At 72.6% G+C, this 17,537-nt stretch carries 14 protein-coding genes and 1 riboswitch; of the genes, 7 read left to right on the top strand and 7 right to left on the bottom strand.

Features of this window, described 5'->3' with window-relative positions; all coding sequences use genetic code 11:
* Positions 1-19: 19 nt before the first annotated feature.
* Positions 20-766: an RNA-guided endonuclease InsQ/TnpB family protein gene (locus tag ACFVYI_RS26565; RefSeq protein WP_387889921.1), complete on the bottom strand. Its 747-nt coding sequence runs from the start codon at positions 764-766 to the stop codon at positions 20-22.
* Positions 767-1,030: 264 nt separating this feature from the next.
* Positions 1,031-1,966, bottom strand: coding sequence for a RimK family alpha-L-glutamate ligase (locus ACFVYI_RS26560; RefSeq protein WP_387889919.1), 936 nt, complete (start codon positions 1,964-1,966; stop codon positions 1,031-1,033).
* Positions 1,967-2,437: 471 nt separating this feature from the next.
* On the opposite strand from ACFVYI_RS26560, the gene ACFVYI_RS26555 reads away from it, so the two are divergent.
* Positions 2,438-2,845 carry a sugar dehydrogenase complex small subunit gene (locus tag ACFVYI_RS26555; protein WP_387889917.1) on the top strand — a complete coding sequence of 136 codons (408 nt, stop codon included), beginning with the start codon at positions 2,438-2,440 and terminating at the stop codon, positions 2,843-2,845.
* Positions 2,846-2,867: 22 nt separating this feature from the next.
* The gene (locus ACFVYI_RS26550; RefSeq protein ID WP_387889915.1) at positions 2,868-4,559 is read left to right on the top strand and encodes a GMC family oxidoreductase; all 1,692 of its coding nucleotides are present in this window, start codon (positions 2,868-2,870) and stop codon (positions 4,557-4,559) included.
* Positions 4,560-4,577: 18 nt separating this feature from the next.
* Here the strand turns inward: ACFVYI_RS26550 and ACFVYI_RS26545 are convergent, their stop codons facing one another.
* Positions 4,578-5,171: a histidine phosphatase family protein gene (locus tag ACFVYI_RS26545; protein ID WP_387889913.1), complete on the bottom strand. Its 594-nt coding sequence runs from the start codon at positions 5,169-5,171 to the stop codon at positions 4,578-4,580.
* Positions 5,172-5,328: 157 nt separating this feature from the next.
* Positions 5,329-5,424, top strand: a riboswitch (cobalamin riboswitch).
* Between the two features lie 60 nt (positions 5,425-5,484).
* Here ACFVYI_RS26545 and ACFVYI_RS26540 point away from each other — a divergent pair.
* Both ACFVYI_RS26540 and ACFVYI_RS26535 read left to right on the top strand, forming a co-directional pair.
* Positions 5,485-5,709 carry a CbtB-domain containing protein gene (locus tag ACFVYI_RS26540; RefSeq protein ID WP_360635313.1) on the top strand — a complete coding sequence of 75 codons (225 nt, stop codon included), beginning with the start codon at positions 5,485-5,487 and terminating at the stop codon, positions 5,707-5,709.
* Between the two features lie 17 nt (positions 5,710-5,726).
* Entirely contained in the window at positions 5,727-6,494 is a 768-nt protein-coding gene (locus ACFVYI_RS26535) for a CbtA family protein (protein ID WP_387889911.1), read from the top strand.
* Between the two features lie 142 nt (positions 6,495-6,636).
* Here the strand turns inward: ACFVYI_RS26535 and ACFVYI_RS26530 are convergent, their stop codons facing one another.
* Together ACFVYI_RS26530 and ACFVYI_RS26525 are read right to left on the bottom strand one after the other, a co-directional pair.
* A complete protein-coding gene (locus ACFVYI_RS26530; protein ID WP_387889909.1) occupies positions 6,637-7,662 on the bottom strand; it encodes a hemolysin family protein in 1,026 nt (341 codons plus the stop codon).
* A complete protein-coding gene (locus ACFVYI_RS26525) occupies positions 7,659-9,044 on the bottom strand; it encodes a hemolysin family protein (RefSeq protein WP_387889907.1) in 1,386 nt (461 codons plus the stop codon). Before ACFVYI_RS26525 ends, ACFVYI_RS26530 begins: the two co-directional genes overlap by 4 nt.
* Positions 9,045-9,436: 392 nt before the next feature.
* On the opposite strand from ACFVYI_RS26525, the gene ACFVYI_RS26520 reads away from it, so the two are divergent.
* Positions 9,437-10,798: an MFS transporter gene (locus ACFVYI_RS26520; protein WP_387889904.1), complete on the top strand. Its 1,362-nt coding sequence runs from the start codon at positions 9,437-9,439 to the stop codon at positions 10,796-10,798.
* A 70-nt stretch (positions 10,799-10,868) separates the two neighbouring features.
* Here ACFVYI_RS26520 and ACFVYI_RS26515 read toward each other — a convergent pair whose 3' ends face one another.
* Both ACFVYI_RS26515 and ACFVYI_RS26510 read right to left on the bottom strand, forming a co-directional pair.
* Positions 10,869-11,663, bottom strand: a complete 795-nt coding sequence (locus ACFVYI_RS26515; RefSeq protein ID WP_387889903.1) for a metal-dependent hydrolase — start codon at positions 11,661-11,663, stop codon at positions 10,869-10,871.
* Between the two features lie 168 nt (positions 11,664-11,831).
* Complete coding sequence (locus tag ACFVYI_RS26510) at positions 11,832-12,470, bottom strand: TetR family transcriptional regulator (RefSeq protein ID WP_387889901.1); 639 nt, start codon at positions 12,468-12,470, stop codon at positions 11,832-11,834.
* Between the two features lie 80 nt (positions 12,471-12,550).
* On the opposite strand from ACFVYI_RS26510, the gene ACFVYI_RS26505 reads away from it, so the two are divergent.
* Positions 12,551-13,489 carry an oxidoreductase gene (locus tag ACFVYI_RS26505; protein ID WP_387889899.1) on the top strand — a complete coding sequence of 313 codons (939 nt, stop codon included), beginning with the start codon at positions 12,551-12,553 and terminating at the stop codon, positions 13,487-13,489.
* A 356-nt stretch (positions 13,490-13,845) separates the two neighbouring features.
* Positions 13,846-17,403, top strand: coding sequence for a DNA polymerase III subunit alpha (gene dnaE / locus ACFVYI_RS26500; RefSeq protein WP_387889897.1), 3,558 nt, complete (start codon positions 13,846-13,848; stop codon positions 17,401-17,403).
* Positions 17,404-17,537 lie beyond the last annotated feature (134 nt).

The raw sequence follows: 17,537 nt of genomic DNA, 5'->3' as shown, positions 1-17,537 counted from the left end.
ACTCGGCAAGACCCGGACCTCACATCTCACCGCACTCAACCTGGCAGCCTGACCCCCGGCCCGTTTTGCGGATTTCCCAACGGAGTCCTGAAGGAGCGGGCTTGGAGGTGGGACGCGGCTGGCTGTCGCGTGGCCTCCTCCGTCTGAGCGCCTGTACGGGCGCTGGGACGCGTGACTCACGCCCCGCGGTCCACACGGCCTCGCCCTTGCGGGCGATGTTGTGGGACGAGTTGTCGTCCGCGTTCAGCACGGTCCCGCAGGCCCGGCACGCGAACGTTGCCTGACCGACTCGGTTCTTCCGGTCGATGTGATGGCAGTCGGAGCATTCCTGGCTGGTGTACGCCGGATCGACGTGCACCAGCGGCACCCCGGCCCGCCTCGCCTTGTAGGCGATGAACCGGCCGAGCTGGTGAAAGCTCCACGAGTGCAGTTGTGTCCGCTGGTCCTTGCGGAGCCGTACCCGGTCCCGGATGCCGCCCAGGTCTTCGAGGGCGATGCCGTGGCCGGTGCGTTCAGCGGTGGTGACGATGGTCTTCGAGATGATGTGGTTGACGTTCGCGGCGTGACGCCGCTCGCGCCGGTTCCGCTTCTTGAGCAGGCGCTTGGCAGACTTGGTGCCCTTGGCCTGCAACTTCTTCCGCAGGTCGAGCTGCCGCTTGCGGTGCCGGTTCAGTCCACGCCCGGCAGCCCGGTAACCGGTGGACGTGGTGGCGATGTTGACGATCCCCAGGTCCACGCCGACGAATCCGGCAGGATCCTCGTTCAAGGCGGTCTCGGAAAGTCGCGTACCGCGATCAGATAGAACACTCCGTCACGCCGGATCAGATCGGATTCGCCCCTGCGGTACTCGCGGAGCAGCTCGAGAGCGTCCGGCGAGCAGGCGAAGCGGACGACGAACAGCGTACTGACGTGTGATCAGCGTCACCACGTTGTCAGCCGAACCCTAATGTTCGCAGGGGCCGTACCGTCGCCTACCCCCTCCACGCGCACTTGGTCTGCGCGCCCCTGCCTCCGGCCGGCACCGCTCCCCCTACCCCGGCGTCGACGCCAGGTGGGCGGCGGCGTACGGGACGGCGACCGACTCCAGGCCGCCGACGGTGCCGAACTGCGGGTGGACGTTCACCTCGAAGACCACGCCGCCGCTCTCGGCGGCGAGGTCGACGCCGGCCAGCGGGAGGTCGAGTGACTTGGTCGCTGAGATGGCCAACTCGGCGAGTCCGGCCGGGAGTTCGTTCTCGGCCAGCACGGTCGAGACGGCGCCGCGGCTCTCGTTGCACGGCGCGTCCGGGTCGGGCTGGACGTGCTCCACCGCGCGCACCACCCGCCCGTCGAGCACCACCACCCGGTACTGGTGCCGCCGGCCGGCCGCGGTGAAGTTCCGGGCGTCGCGGGCGATCAGCCAGTCGGCCCCCGCCTCGGCGTAGTAGCGGGCGGCGGCGGCGAGTTGGGCACCGGTGGTGAGGTGGAAGACGTCGTTGCCGCCCATGCCGACGGTCGGCCGGGCCCAGACGTCGCCGCCGAGACGGTCGAACGCCTCGGCGGCGGCCTCCGGGCTCGGCCGGGAGAACGCGATGGTGGGCATGTGCGGGACGCCGTCCCGGACGAACCGCTCGACGGTGAGGTCCTTCTCGGTGGCCGCCCGCCAGGCGTCGACGCCGGTGCCGAGCGAGCGGGCGCCGTGGGCGCGGAGCAGCAGTTGGCAGGCCTCGAAGTCGCGGCGCCGGTGCGGCGGGATCTCGTAGACGATCACCGCCTCGGCCGTCACGGCGGCGCCCTCGCCGGGCACCTCCAGACGGAGGCCGCCACCCGCACCGCCCGGATCCCCGGTGCCGCCGCCGGAGATCCGGCCGGTGCCGCCGGTCATGAAGTGCCGCGCATCGAACAGGACGGGCGCTCTGCCGGTGAGCGCGCGTACGGCGGTGGACAGGATCTCCCGGCTGCCCTCGGTCGAGCTGTGATCGGTCATCAGAACGAGCTCGCGTCGGACCATGCCGCCATGGAACAGCCGCCCCGCCCGCCCCGACAAGACCGTGTTCTGCGCCGCTTCGCCCCGCGATGGCCGAAACCACCCCCCACCACCCGGCGACCGGGCCCGACGCCGCGGGGCGCCGACGGCGACCACACGCGCGGCCCTCTCCCCCGAACGGGCGAGGCGGTCCCGGCGCGCACCCCACCGCCCGCCCGGCGGCCGCCGTCCACCGGCTCGCCGGGCGGCCCGACGGCATGCATAGTTCGACTACACAGCACCTTCGGGCGTCATCCGGCACAGTCGCACCCAGGCCGCCCAGCACCAGGACCCAGTACCCGGGCCGTCGGCGCCGGCCGGGCCCTCCCGTCCACCGTCCGGAGCAACGACCGCGCCGTCACCATCACCACGACCCACCCCTGCGAGGCCCCCCACCCCGCCGGGCAGCGACCGGGGAGAGGCCACTCGACCATGATCGACAGCATCGACTTCCGCACGCTCTCCGAACACCTCACCGGCGAGCCGGCCCTCGACGGCCCGCTCGCCGACGCCTTCCGGCAGCGGCTGGAGCGGGCCTATCCCGCCGACCTCGGCCGGCTCGTCACCGCGTGGCACGAGGCCGCGTCCTCTCCCGACCCCGGCGCGCGGCTCAAGGCCGCCCTCGACGCCGACACCGCCCTGGCCCAGGCGGCCCGGGCCACCGTCATCGTCTGGTACACCGGGCAGTTCCTTCGCCCGGACGGCAGCACGGACGGCCCCGAGACCCCCGACCAGTACCGGTCCGGTCTGGTCTGGAAGGTGATCCAGGCCCACCCCGGCTCCGCCGCCCCCACACCGCCCGCGCCGAGCGGCTACGGCTACTGGACCGAACACCCCTGACCGAGCGGAGGAACCCACCGCCATGGACTTCGACTACGACCTCGTCATCGTCGGCGCCGGCGTCGCCGGGGCGCTCACCGCCTGGCAGGTCAAGACCGCCCGGCCCGAGGCCCGCGTCCTGATCCTGGACGCCGGCGACAACCCCGTCACCAGCATCCAACGCACCAGGTTCGTCGACAACTACCAGCTCTCCCCGACCAAGGGCGTGCCCTCGCCGTACGCCGGACTGCCCAACAACGCGCTCGGCGTCGCCCCCTCCTCGGACGGCGTCGGCGATCCGGTCACCATGAACCGCTACTACCTGGAGAACGGGCCGGACCTCTTCAAGAGCGGCTTCCAGCGGATGACCGGCGGCAGCACCTGGGCCTGGCGCGGCAACTGCCCGCGCTTCCTGGAGGGCGACTTCCGGCTCGGCAGCCGGTACGGGCGCGGCGTGGACTGGCCGTTCGACTACGCCGAGCTGGAGCCGTTCTACGTCCGGGCCGAGGCCGAACTCGGGGTCTCCGGCAACGGCGCCGAGTGGGCGCCGTACACCCCGCGCAGCGCGGAGTTCCCGATGCCCGGCATCGCACCCAGCTACGGCGACGAGCGGGTCCGCGCCGCGCTGGCCGGCATCGCGCCCATCGACGGCGTCCGGGTCACGCCGATCACCACGCCGCAGGCCCGCAACTCCGAGGACTACCAGGGGCGCGTCGCCTGCCAGGGCCACTCCAGTTGTCTGCCGATCTGCCCGTCGGGGGCCAAGTACGACGCCGGGCACCACCTCCGGCGGGCCGACAAGCTCGGCGTCGAGCTCCGCACCGCCTCGGTGGTCACCAGGCTGATCCGGCGCCAGGGCGGCACCCCGGTGGTCGCGTTCAAGGACTGGAGCACGACCGACCGGATCGAGCAGCGGGTCTCCGCCCGGCAGGTGGTGCTGGCACTGAACGCCGTGGAGACGCCGAAGCTCTGGCTCGCCTCCGGACTCGACAACACCAGTGACCAGGTCGGCCGCAACCTCATGGACCACCCGACCGAGGAGGTGGTCGGACTCTTCCCCGAGCCGCTGTTCCCGTTCCGGGGCCCGCAGACCATCCTCGGCATCGAGGACTTCCGCGACGGGCCGTTCCGGAGGAACAACGGGGCCTTCCGGCTGACCGTCGGCAACGACGGCTGGGGGCGCACCGAGTCCCCGGAGGCCGCGGTCGACCGGCTCCTGTGGGACGGCGCCGGCGGACGGATCCTGCGCACCGGCAGCGAACTCCAGCAGGCCGTCAACCACCGCGTCACCCGCATGCTGCGGTTCAGCTACGCGACCGAGCAGCTGCCGAACCCGGCCAACCGGATCACCCTCTCCGACGAGCGGGACGGCCTCGACCAGCCCCGGCCCAAGCTCAGCTACCAGCTGGACGACTACTCCAGGCGGGCGCTCGCCTACGGGCACAGCGTCGCCCGCAGGCTCTGGCAGCACATCGAGTCGACCATCGGCGCCCAGGAGGTGGCTCCGCTGCAGCCGACCCTGGCGTACAAGGGGTCGGGCCACCTGATCGGCACCATGCGGATGGGCACCGAGCGGTTCGCCTCGGTGGTCGACGAGGCCGGGCAGTCCCACGACCACCCCGGCGTGTGGGTCGTCGGCGCCTCCGTCTTCCCCACCGGCGGCACCGCCAACCCGACCCTCACGCTGGCCGCCGTCACCCTCCGCACCGCGGACCGGGTGGCCGCCGCCCTGTGAACCCGGGCCGGCCCGGGTTCACTCCGGGCCGGCGCCGCCGGCCGGAGCGGGACCGAGGCCGGCGCCCAGGCGGACGTTCCACCGGCCGGCCCGCCCGCTGAGGTCGGTGGCCGTCAGCGGTGGGACGTCGAGCCGCCAGAAGGCCGTCGCCGGACTCCCCAGCGCATGGACCACGGCGGCCCTGACGAGTTCCGGCTCCACCACCGCCAGCACGCGCCCGCCGCCCTCGGCCAGCGCGTCCAGCCACCCGGCGGCGCGGTCGCACAGCCCGGCCAGCGACTCCCCGCCGGGCGGCGCCGCGGCCGGGTCGGAGAGCCATCCGGCCACCGCGTCGGGCTGCTCGGCGGCCACCTCGTCGAGCGTCCTGCCGCGCCACGCCCCCATCGCCCAACCGGACGGCGCCCCGCCCGAGGCGGTGAGGCCGAGGGCCTGTGCGGTCTGCCGGCAGCGGAGCGACGGCGACACCAGGACGTGACCGGAGAGCGGCAGGGTGCCCGCCGCCGACCGCGCGGCGTCCAGCCCACGGGCGTCCAGGCCCGATCCGTCGTCGAACCGTGCCGCCCGCAGCGCCGTACTGGCCGCCGGTGAGATCAACATCACCCGTACGGTCATCCTGGAACCCCTTCGTCCACTACCCGCACCGCAAAGGCGCGGCCTCCCGTCGTCACCCCCGCCCCGGCGGACGGATCCGCGCCCCCGGCCTCGGCGCACGCCCTTGGCCGCGCGCCCGCCAGGCGGTACGGTCGCGGGCGTTGTGACGACGGTGCGAGGAAGCCGGTGAGACTCCGGTACGGTCGCGCCACTGTATGCCGCCCGGCGCCGTACCTCCCGACCAGGGGTGTGCGGGGCCGACGGTGAGTCAGACCCCGAGCCGTCGTCTGTGCTCCATCGATTGGGACGCGAGTTTCCCCAAGGAGGTTCAGCCATGGCTTCGTCCATCGCCACCCCGCTCTCCCCCGCCACCGGTGAGGCTCCGGCCCCCATCCCCGTGCGGGCCGTCCTGCCCTGGGCGGCGTTCTTCGGCATCCTGATGCTGGTGCTGCTCTACTTCGTCGGCGCCGAACAGGGCGCCACCTCCCTCATCTCCGGCGAGAACGTCCACGAGTGGGTCCACGACGGGCGCCACCTGCTCGGCTTCCCCTGCCACTGAGACGAGGAAGCACCCCCGTGAACTCCACCACCGTCAGATCCCTGCTGGTGCGCGGCATGCTGGCCGGCCTCGCGGCCGGCCTGCTCGCGCTCCTGACCGCCTACTTCCTCGGCGAGTCCCACGTGGACTCCGCCATCGCCTTCGAGGAGGCGCACTCCGCCCACCACGGCATGGACATGGAGCCGGAGCTGGTCAGCCGGTCCCTGCAGTCCACCGCGGGCCTGGCGACCGGGATCCTCCTGTTCGCCGTCGCCATGGGCGGGATCGCCTCGCTCGCCTTCTGCTTCGCCCTCGGCCGGATCGGGCGCTTCGGTGCCCGCGCCACCGCGGTCGTCCTGTCGCTCGGCGCACTGGTGACCGTCTACCTCGTGCCGTTCGTCAAGTACCCGGCCAACCCGCCGTCCGTCGGGGACCCGGACACCATCGGGAAGCGCACCGTCCTGTACTTCCTGATGCTGCTGCTCGCGGTGCTCCTCGCGGTGGCCGCCGTGATCGTCGGCAAGCGCCTGGCTCCCCGGCTCGGGAACTGGTACGCGGCCGTCGCGGCGGGGGCCGGCTTCGTGCTGGCCGTCGGCCTGGCCTACGCCCTGCTGCCCACCATCGACGAAGTCCCCGAGGAGTTCCCCGCCACCCTGCTGTGGCAGTTCCGCCTCGCGGCCCTCGCCATCCAGCTGGTGCTGTGGACGTCCTTCGGCCTCGTCTTCGGCGAGCTCGCCGAGCGCGTCCTGAAGCCCCGGCCCGCCACCGCCCAGGCGCCCGCCCGGGCCACCGCGGCCGTCCAGTAGGACACGCCGTTCGGCAACGCCGCGGCAGCACCGCGGGGTTGCCGGACACCCGACAGCCCGCCCCGGTTCCGACCGGGGCGGGCTGTCGTCGTTCGGGCCACCGGGGGCGCCCGGGTCCTCCTCGCCCGCCCCCGGCCCCGCGCTACGGCCGCGCGGGTGCCGGGCGGACCAGCTCCTTGAGGACGTCCTCCATGGTGACCAGGCCGGAGGCGGTGCCGTCGGCGGCGATCGCGGCGGCCAGGTGGGTGCCGGAGCGGCGCATGGCGGTCAGCACGTCGTCCAGCGGCGTGGACTCGGGGACGCGGGCGATCGGGCGCAGCGCACGGGCCGGGAAGGGCCGGTCGCGGGCGCCGTCCTGTTCGAGGGCGTCCTTGATGTGCAGGTAGCCGAGCACCGTCCGGTCCGCGTCCAGCACGGGGAAGCGGGAGAAGCCCGTCCGGGCGGCGAGCTGCTCCAGCTCGACGGGCGTGGCGCCCGGTCCGGCGAAGACGATCTCCTCGCGCGGGGTGACGACCTCCGAGACCGGGCGGGAGCCCAGCTCCAGGGCGTCCCGCAGCAGTTCGGTGTCGCGGTCGCTGAGCAGCTCGGCGTCGGAGGAGTCCTTGACCATGCGGGCCAGCTCCTCCTCGGTGAACACCGAGGCCACCTCGTCCTTGGGTTCGACCTTCAGCAGGCGCAGGATCCGGTTGGCGAAGGCGTTGATCGAGAAGGCGATCGGCCGCACCGCGCGCGTCACCCCGACCAGCGGCGGCACCAGCAGGTAGGCGGCCTTCTCCGGCGCGGCCAGGGCGATGTTCTTGGGGATCATCTCGCCCAGCAGCATGTGCAGGTAGGTCGCCACGGTCAGCGCGACGACGAACGCGATGGTGTGGATCAGCGCGTCCGGGACGCCGAGGCCGTGCAGCGGCGGCTCCAGCAGGTGGGCGATCGCCGGTTCGGCGACCGCGCCGAGCACCAGCGAGGAGACGGTGATGCCGAGCTGGGCGGTGGCCAGCATCGCGGAGACGTGCTCCAGACCCCAGATCACCGTGCGGGCGCGCCGGTCGCCGGCTTCCGCGCGCGGTTCGATCTGGCTGCGCCGCACCGAGATGAGGGCGAACTCGCCGCCGACGAAGAAGGCGTTGGTCACCAGTGTGAGCAGCCCGATGACGAGCTGGATCGCGGTCATCGGTTCTCCTCCGGGCGGCGTCCGGTGCCGTCGGCCGCGCCGCCGGTCGGGCGGGTGTCCGCCGGGGCGTCGGTGTCGGGTGCCGGGCCGCAGATGCGGACGCGTTCGGCGACGTGGTGCGCGACGGACGTGACGTGGAGGGTCCAGCCGTCGGTCTCGACGATGTCGCCGGGGACGGGGATGCGGCCGAGGCGCTCGGCGATCAGCCCGGCGAGGGTCTCGTACGGCCCCTCGGTGCCGGGCAGGCCGACGGCGTCGAGCTGGTCGGTGCGGGTGATGCCGTCGGCGTCCCAGCGGTGGCGCCCGTCCTGGCCCTCGCCGAGGTCGATGAGGTCGGGCAGTTCGGCGGGGTCGTGCTCGTCGACGACCTCGCCGACGACCTCCTCGACGATGTCCTCCAGGGTGGCGATGCCGGCGGTGCCGCCGTACTCGTCGATGACCACCGCCATGGTCTCCTCACCGCGGAGCAGGTCCAGCAGGCGGTCGACGGTGAGCGTCTCGGGCACCAGCAGCGGCTCGGTCATCAGGTTCGCCACCGGGTGCAGGTGACGCCGGTCGGCGGGGACGGTGAGCGCGTCCTTGATGTGGACCGCGCCGACGACCTGGTCGAGGTTGTTGCGGTAGACGGGGAAGCGGGACAGGCCGGTGGCACGGGTGAGGTTGGCGACGTCGGCCGCCGTGGCGTGCTCCTCCAGGGCCCGGACGTCGACCCGGGGGGTCATCACGTTCTCCGCCGTCAGTTCGCGCAGGTTGAGCGAGCGGACGAAGAGTTCGGCGGTGTCGGGCTCTATCGCGCCCGCGCGGGCGGAGTGCCGGGCGAGCGCGACCAGCTCCTGCGGCGTCCGGGCCGAGGCGAGGTGCTCGGCGGGCTCCAGGCCCAGCCGGCGCACCACGTGGTTCGCGGTGTTGTTGAGGTGCCCGATCAGCGGCGAGAACGCGGCCGAGAAGTAGTACTGCGGCCCGGCCACCACCTTCGCCACGGCGAGCGGGCGCGAGATGGCCCAGTTCTTGGGCACCAGCTCGCCCGCGACCATCAGCACGACGGTGGACAGCAGGACCCCGAGCAGGATCCCGACGGTGTTCACCACGCCGCTCGGCAGGCCCAGCGCCTCCAGCGGGCCGTGCAGCAGCGCGGCCACCGACGGCTGGGCGACCATGCCGATCACCAGGCTGGTGATGGTGATGCCCAGCTGGGCGCCGGACAGCTGGAAGGTGAGGCGCCGGGCCGCCTTCAGCGCGGTCGCGGCGCCGCGCTCACCGGCCTCGGCGGCGCGTTCGAGGGCGCCCCGCTCGACAGTGGTCAGGGAGAACTCCGCCGCGACGAAGACCGCGCACGCGGCGGTGAGCACCAGCGCGAGGAGCAGCAGCAGGACGTCGGTCACCGTGCCACCCCCGCCCCGGTGGATGAGCACGTCTTGGCGGGAACAGCACGGTGAGAACTGGGAGGTTCGTCCATCGCGGGGACCGCGACTCCTTCACTGCGACGAGGGTGGTCGGTTCGGCGGCGGCCTGGTCGGGGGACCGGGCGCCGGCTCTACAGGAGTGTAAAGGGTTGGCAAATCAGAGTGCCGTAAGGGCCTCCCCCGGGCGTCGCGGCCTGCTGTCTGCCGCCTCCGCTGTCTGCGCTCCGCCGCCTGCCGCCTGCCGCCTGCCGCCTGCCGCCTGCCGCCTGCCGCCTGCCGCCTGCCGCCTGCCGCAATCATGTGCACAGGTACGCACATGTTGGCTACGATGTCGGCGTACCCGCACGACGCCGACCCGGGGACGGGACCGCATGCCGGCCATCCTGCGCAATCGCACCTACCGCCACCTGTTCACCGCCCAGATCGTCGCCCTGGTCGGCACCGGTCTGGCCACCGTGGCGCTCGGCCTGCTGGCCTACGACCTCGCCGGTGACCACGCCTCGGCCGTCCTCGGCACCGCCCTGGCGATCAAGATGGTCGCGTACGTCACGATCGCCCCGCTCGCCGGCGCCCTGGCGGACCGGATTCCGCGCCGGGCCCTGATGGTGGCCATGGACCTCAGCCGGGCCACCGTCGCACTCGCCCTGCCGTTCGTCACCCAGGTCTGGCAGGTCTACGCCCTGGTCTTCCTCCTCCAGGCCGCCTCCGCCGCGTTCACACCGACCTTCCAGGCCACGATCCCGGAGGTGCTGCCCGCCGAGCGCGACTACACCCGGGCGCTGTCGCTGTCCCGGCTGGCCTACGACCTGGAGAGCCTGTTCAGCCCCGCGCTCGCCGCCGGGCTGCTGGCCGTGGTCTCCGCCGGCTGGCTGTTCGCCGGCACCGCCGCCGGCTTCCTCGCCTCCGCGGCCCTCGTGGTGTCCGCCGTCCTGCCCAAACCGGTGCCCGTCGAGCGCGCCGGCGGCGCCTACACCAAGGCCGCCTTCGGCACCCGACTGTTCCGGGCCACCCCGCGCCTGCGGGCCCTGCTCGCCCTGGACCTCGGCGTCGCCGCCGCCGGAGCCATCGTCTTCGTCAACACCGTCGTCCTGGTCCGCGAGCACTTCCACCGGCCCGCCGGCGCCCTCTCCCTCGCGCTCGGCGCGTACGGCGCGGGCTCCATGCTGGCCGCCCTCCTGCTGCCGCGCCTGCTCGGCCGGATCGGTGACCGCGCCGTGATGCTCCCGGCCGCCTTCGCCCTGCCCGTGGTCCTGGCGGCGGTGGCCGCCGTCTCCGCCACCGCCCCGAGCGCCTGGTCCTGGGGCGCGGTCCTGACCGCCTGGGCCGCGATCGGCGCCGCCTGCTCGGCGGTCCTCACCCCGGGCGGCCGCGTGCTGCGCCGCTCCGCGGCCGACGCCGACCTGCCGGCCGCCTTCGCCGCGCAGTTCTCGCTCTCGCACTCCTGCTGGCTGCTGACCTACCCGCTGGCGGGCTGGCTGGCCGCCGCTGCCGGGCTGCCGGCCACCGCCGGGGTGCTCGGCGCCGTCGCGCTCGCCGCCGCGACGGCCGCCACCGCGCTCTGGCCCGCGCGCGACGCGGACGAACTCGACCACGTCCACGCCGACCTGCCGCCGGACCACCCCCACCTCAGCAACGCCCACCCGGCCGCCGGCGGCTGGCAGCACGGGCACCACTTCGTCATCGACCAGTACCACCGCCGCTGGCCGGCACCCGGCAGCGTCCGGCCCGGCTAGGACCGGACCGGACGAATACGGCCGGGACCGGGCCGGACGCCCCGGACGACCCGAGCGCGGCCGCTCCGAATCAGCCGAAGAAGCCGAGCGCCCCCAGCGCGCAGACCCCGCCCAGGCCCATGAAGACCGGCGTGAGCACCTTGATCTCGACCCAGCTGCCCGCCCGGAACCGCAGGCCCTTCGGCGGCCCGACCGGGTACCAGCGCTTGCGCCCGATCGGGATCGGCCAGAACACCGGGCAGCCCGACACGGTCAGCGCGTCCCCCAGGCAGTGCACCAGCGAGCCGAGCGCGATCGGCAGGCCGATCCACAGGTACTGCTGCCCGGGCTGGTCGAACAGCCAGTGCGAACCGTTCCCCGGCTTGTCCAGGACGTCCGCCAGCACCCAGGCGCTGGTCGCCCCGAGCAGCCAGACCAGCACGTCGCTGGAGACCCGGGCATGGCGCCACAGCAGCCCCTCGATCGCCAGCACCATGTGCACGAAGAGCACCGCCAGCACCCCCCAGCGGCCGCCGTACACCGCCACCGCGGCGGCGCCGGCGCCGCACAGCACCGCCCAGAGCCAGGTGTGGGTCAGCGTCCGGTGCCCGCCCGAGCGGCGCGGATCGCCCTTCTTCCGGGTCGACCGGTAGGCCGCGTACGAGAGCTTGTCGATCACCTCGCAGAGCGTGCGCGACACCGGCCCGAAGGCCCGGGATATCGTCGCCGCCTTGTGGTCCAGGTCCGGCGCCAGCGCGGCCCCCGCACAGATCAGCGTCCCCGCCAGCAGCACCGGCCAGGGCATCGGCTCGCCCAGCCCCGCCGCGAGCGCCCCCGCACCCAACCACGCCGCCGCGCCCGACAGCGCGTGCGCCGGTCCCATCATGAGCTGGCTCCCGTCCTCGTTCCCAAGCGCCCTCCACGAGGACGTGACGGGGCAGCAGCCTAGCCGTCCATGATCCACTGCGGTCGCCGGGCCGGACGGGACGCTGTCCCCACCCGCCCGATCCGCACCGCTGCGCCGGGCAGCCGGCGACCCGGGGCCCGGGGCCCGTCAGGCGGGCGGAGCCGTGCGGTCCTGCGGGGCCGCGACCGCGTCGAGCGCCGGAGCGATGACGGCGAAGGCCCGTGCGGTCAGCTCGACGGGATCCTCGGCACCGTCGCTGTCGCTCCACCGCTGCAGCACGGCGTCGAAGGCCGCCAGTGCCGTCCCGGCGGCCAGCCGCGGGTACAGGTCGGCCGCGGGATCGATGCCCAGGCGACGCGCCAGCTCCGCGGCCAGCTCCTCACGCCACTGCACCTGGCGCTCCAGGAAGCGTGCGAGCAGGGCGGGGGTGCGCAGGATCAGCTGGACCACGCGCAGGGCCCGGTCGGCGTGGTCACCGCAGGCCGCGACGGGGACGGAGACCGCGTGCAGCAGCGCCACGGAGGGCGCCTCCCCGCCGGGTCGGGCCGCCAGCTCCTGGTGCATGCCCGCCCCCAGCTCGGCCAGGAACTGGACGACCACGTCCTCCTTGGACGCGAAGTACCGGAAGAAGGTCCGCTTCGAGACGCCCGCCGTCGTCGCGATCTCGTCGATGGTCACCGCGTCGAAGCCCTGCGACGCCAGCAACTGGAGCGCGGCCTCGGTCAACTCGTTCGAGACGAGCCGGCGCTTGCGCTGGGCCATGGTGACGTCCGGGCGGGAACTCATCTGGCCATGGTAACCCCCTGCCTCCAATGGCACTCGGGAGCACATTGACACCGAGTGACACAAACGGCAGCATGTGCCGCATGACAGCGCATCAGCAGTGGACGGCCGAGCAGATCCCGGACCAGACCGGGCGGGTGTTCCTCGTCACCGGCGCGAACAGCGGCCTCGGCCTGGCGACCACCCGGGCACTCACGGCCCGGGGCGCCCGGGTGCTCCTCGCGGTCCGGGACGTGGCGAAGGGCCGGCGGGCCGCCGCCGGGATCACCCACGAGCAGCCGGGAGCCCAGGTCGCGGTGGGCCACCTCGACCTGGCCGACCTCGACTCCGTCCGGGCCTTCGCCCACCAGGTCCGCGCCGATCACCCGAGGCTCGACGTCCTGGTCAACAACGCCGGCGTGATGGCACCGCCGCGATCGCTGAGCGCGCAGGGCCACGAGCTCCAGTTCGCCTGCAACCACCTCGGCCACTTCGCACTCACCGGCCTGCTGCTCGACCTGCTGAGCGTCGGACACGACCCCCGCGTCGTCACGGTGAGCTCGCTCAACCACCGGAGGGGGCGCCTTCGCTTCGACGACCTCGACGGCGAGCGGGGCTACTCGCCGATGGCCTTCTACAACCAGTCCAAGTTCGCGAACGCCGTCTTCGGCCGGGAGCTCCACCGGCGGCTGACCGCGGCGGGCAGCCCGGTGCGCAGCCTGCTCGCCCACCCCGGCTACACCGCCACCAACCTGCAGACCGGTACGCCGACCGGCCTGTGGCGGGTGCTCCTCGGCCGGATCGGCAACCCGCTGCTCGCTCAGACGCCGGCCCGCGGCGCTTTGCCGCAGCTGTACGCGGCGACCGGTCCGGTGGTGGAGGGGGGCACGTTCATCGGGCCGGACGGCCCGGCCGAACTGCGCGGCGGGCCGACGACGGTCCCGCTGTCCCCCGCGGCGGCCGACGCCGAGACCGGCCGCCGTCTCTGGGAGGTGTCCGAGCGGTTGACCGACGTGCGCTACCCGGGTCCGGCCCCGGCCTGACCGGCCGGTCCGGATCACCGGGCGGAGGAGTCGCACCGAGCAACCGGTCGGCCCGAACGGTCGCCGGGCCGAACGGTCAGTCCGAACGGTCGGCCCGAACGGTCGGTCGGCACCGGGTCGGGTACGGACGGCGGTCGGGAAACGGCCCGCTGTCAAGCACCGGGGCCGCGACACGCCGCCGGCACCGCTCCCGCCCGCCGACCCGCTAGCCTGGACGGCTTAGCCCGCACTGCCCGCCCCACCGGCCTCCTGCACCGCACCCGCCGAAGCCCGACCCGCAGCGCCCCGCGCCCCCACCGAGGCGCCCTGCACCGAAGCGCCCCGCCCCGCGCCGCCCCGACAAGGAGCCCACTGCCGTGTCCGACACGTTCACACACCTGCACGTCCACACCGAGTACTCGATGCTGGACGGAGCGGCGAAGAACGGAAAGCTCTTCGCGGAGGCCGAGCGGCAGGGCATGCCGGCCATCGCGATGAGCGACCACGGCAACATGTTCGGCGCGTACGAGTTCTTCCACGCCGCCGCGAAGACCGGCGTGAAGCCGATCATCGGCATCGAGGCCTACGTCGCCCCGTCCTCGCGCTTCCACAAGAAGCAGGTGTTCTGGTCACCCGGCGGCCAGCGCCCGGCGAGCTCCGACGGCGAGGGCGGCAAGGACGTCTCGGGCGGCGGCCGCTACACCCACATGACCATGTGGGCGCAGAACGCGACCGGGCTGCGGAACCTCTTCAAGCTCTCCTCGCTCGCGTCGATGGAGGGCTACTACATGAAGCCCCGCATGGACCGCGAGCTGATCGCGGCCAACGCGAGCGGCATCATCGCCACCACCGGCTGCCCCTCGGGCGAGGTGCAGACCCGGCTGCGGCTCGGGCAGTACGACGAGGCCGTCAAGGCGGCCGGTGCCTACCAGGACATCTTCGGCAAGGAGAACTACTTCCTGGAGCTGATGGACCACGGCCTGTCCATCGAGCAGGACGTCCGCCAGGACCTGCTGCGCCTGGCCAAGGACCTGAACATCCCGCTGCTGGCGACCAACGACTCGCACTACGTCACCGCCGACCAGGCGGACGCCCACGACAGCCTGCTCTGCGTCGGCGTGGGCAAGAACAAGGACGACCCGAACCGGTTCAAGTTCAACGGCTCCGGCTACTACATCAAGACCGCCGAGGAGATGCGCGAGCTGTTCCGCGAGCTGCCGGAGGCGTGCGACAACACCCTGGCGATCGCCGAGCGGGTCGAGTCCTACGACGAGGTCTTCACCTACGTCGACCGGATGCCGCAGTTCGACGTCCCCGAGGGCGAGAGCCAGGCGTCGTTCCTGCGCAAGAAGATCGCCGCCGGGCTGCAGCTCCGCTACGGCGACAACCCGAGCCAGGAGGTGCTGGACCGGATCGAGCTGGAGATGGGCGTGATCTCCCCGATGGGGTTCGACGCCTACTTCCTCGTGGTCGCCGACATCTGCCAGTACGCCCGGGACAACGGCATCCCGGTCGGTCCGGGCCGAGGCTCGGCCGCCGGCTCGATGGTCTCCTACCTGACCCGGATCACCGAGCTGGACCCGCTGGAGCACGACCTGCTGTTCGAGCGGTTCCTGAACCCCGAGCGCATCAACCCCCCGGACGTCGACATCGACTTCGACGACCGCCAGCGCGACCAGATGGTGCGCTACGTCACCGACAAGTACGGCTCCGCCTACACCGCGCAGGTCAACACCTTCGGCACGATCAAGGCCAAGGCCGCCGTCAAGGACGCCAACCGCATCCTCGGCTACCCCTTCGCCATGGGCGACCGGATCACCAAGGCGATGCCGCCGGACGTGATGGGCAAGGGCGTCCCGCTGGCGGACCTCTTCAACGAGAAGCACCCGCGGTACAACGAGGGCACCGAGATCCGCTCGCTGTACCAGAACGAGCCCGACGTCAAGAAGATCATCGACACCGGCCTGGGCATCGAGGGCCTGATCCGCGGCACCGGCGTGCACGCCGCCGCCGTCATCCTCTCCTCCACCCCGCTGCTCGACCTGATCCCGCTGCACATGCGGGACAAGGACGGCGTGATCATCACCGGCTTCGACTACCCGTCGTGCGAAGCCATGGGCCTGATCAAGATGGACTTCCTGGGTCTGCGGAACCTGGGCATCATCGATCACTGCATCAAGATCGTCAAGGCCAACCGGGGCGTGGACGTCGACATCGAGAAGATCGCGCTCGACGACCCCACCACCTACCAACTGCTCGCCCGGGGCGACACCCTGGGCGTGTTCCAGCTCGACGGCGGCCCCATGCGCGCCCTGCTCAAGCTGATGAAGCCGACCGAGTTCGCCGACATCTCCGCCGTCTCGGCGCTGTACCGGCCGGGCCCGATGGGCATGAACTCGCACACCAACTACGCCCTGCGCAAGAACGCCCAGCAGGAGATCATCCCGATCCACCCGGAGCTGGAGGAACCCCTCAAGGAGGTCCTCGGCCCCACCTACGGTCTGATCGTCTACCAGGAGCAGGTCCAGCGAGCCGCGCAGGTGCTGGCCGGCTACAGCCTCGGCCAGGCCGACCTGCTGCGCCGCGCGATGGGCAAGAAGAAGAAGGAGGTGCTGGAGAAGGAGTTCGTCCCCTTCCACGCGGGCTGCAAGGAACGCGGCTACTCCGACGAGGCCATCCAGGCCGTCTGGGACGTCCTGGTCCCGTTCGCCGGCTACGCCTTCAACAAATCGCACTCCGCCGCCTACGGCCTGGTCTCCTACCAGACCGCCTACCTCAAGGCGAACTACCCCGCCGAGTACATGGCGGCGCTGCTCACCTCGGTGGCGGACGACAAGGACAAGATGGCGGTCTACCTCGCCGAGTGCCGCCAGATGGGCATCAAGATCCTCTCGCCCGACGTCAACGAGTCCGTGGTCGACTTCACCGCCGTCGGCAGCGACGTCCGGTTCGGCCTGAAGGCCGTCCGCAACGTCGGCGTGCCGGTCATCGAGTCACTGGTCAAGACCCGCAAGGAGAAGGGCAAGTACGCCTCCTTCGCGGACTTCCTGGACAAGGTCGAGCTGGTGGTGTGCAACAAGCGCACCGTCGACTCGCTGATCAAGGCGGGCGCCTTCGACTCCCTCGGGCACACCCGGCTGTCGCTCAGCACCGTGCACGAGAGCGCGATCGACGCCGTCACCGGCCTGAAGAAGCAGCAGGCGATCGGCCAGGACGACCTGTTCGGCGCCCTGGACACCGGTGACGGCGACGGCCCGGCCATCGGGCTGGACTTCGAACTGACCGACCGGGAGTGGCCGCGCCGGCAACTGCTCAGCCTGGAGCGGGAGATGCTCGGCCTGTACGTCTCCAGCCACCCGCTGGACGGCGCCGAGCACATCCTCTCCCGCAACCGCGACACCTCCATCGCCGAACTCCTCGGCTCCGGCCGCACCGAGGGCGAGGTCCGCCTGGCCGGCCTGATCACCGCCGTCGACCGCCGGATCAACAAGGCCGGCAACGCCTGGGCCATCATCACCCTCGCCGACCGCGACGGCTCGGTCGAGGTGCTGTTCTTCCCCGCCACCTACAACCTGATGGCCGACCAGATGGTCGAGGACAACGTCATCTCCGCCCGGGGGCGACTCAACGAGCGCGACGGCTCACTGAGCATCTTCGGCCAGGAGATCACCACCCTCGACGTCTCCTCCGCCGAACTCGGCACCAAGCCACCGGTGCAGATCACCGCGCCGCTCGGCAAGATCACCCCGACGGTGGTGGGCGAACTGAAGCTCGCTCTCCAGGCCCACCCCGGCGACGTCCCGGTCCGACTGCTGACCACCAACTGGGACAAGGACACCCTCTACGAGCTCGGCTTCCTGGTGAACCCCGACAACGGCCTCGCCTCGGACATCAAGACCCTGCTCGGCACCAACTCCTGGGCGGGCACCCTGTAGTCGGCGTGTGCGGGGGCCCGGGGGCGCCCGGGGCCGGCCCCCCCCCCCCCCCCGGAACGGACGCCGCCGGGGCGGGCCGCGGGCGCCCGCCCGCAGCACCCCCCGCCCACCCCCCCCCCCACCCACACCCACAA

Source organism: Kitasatospora sp. NPDC058218, from assembly GCF_042882445.1.
In the GTDB taxonomy this organism is placed as follows: Bacteria; Actinomycetota; Actinomycetes; order Streptomycetales; family Streptomycetaceae; genus Kitasatospora.
This window is presented reverse-complemented; position numbering and strand designations above follow the sequence as displayed.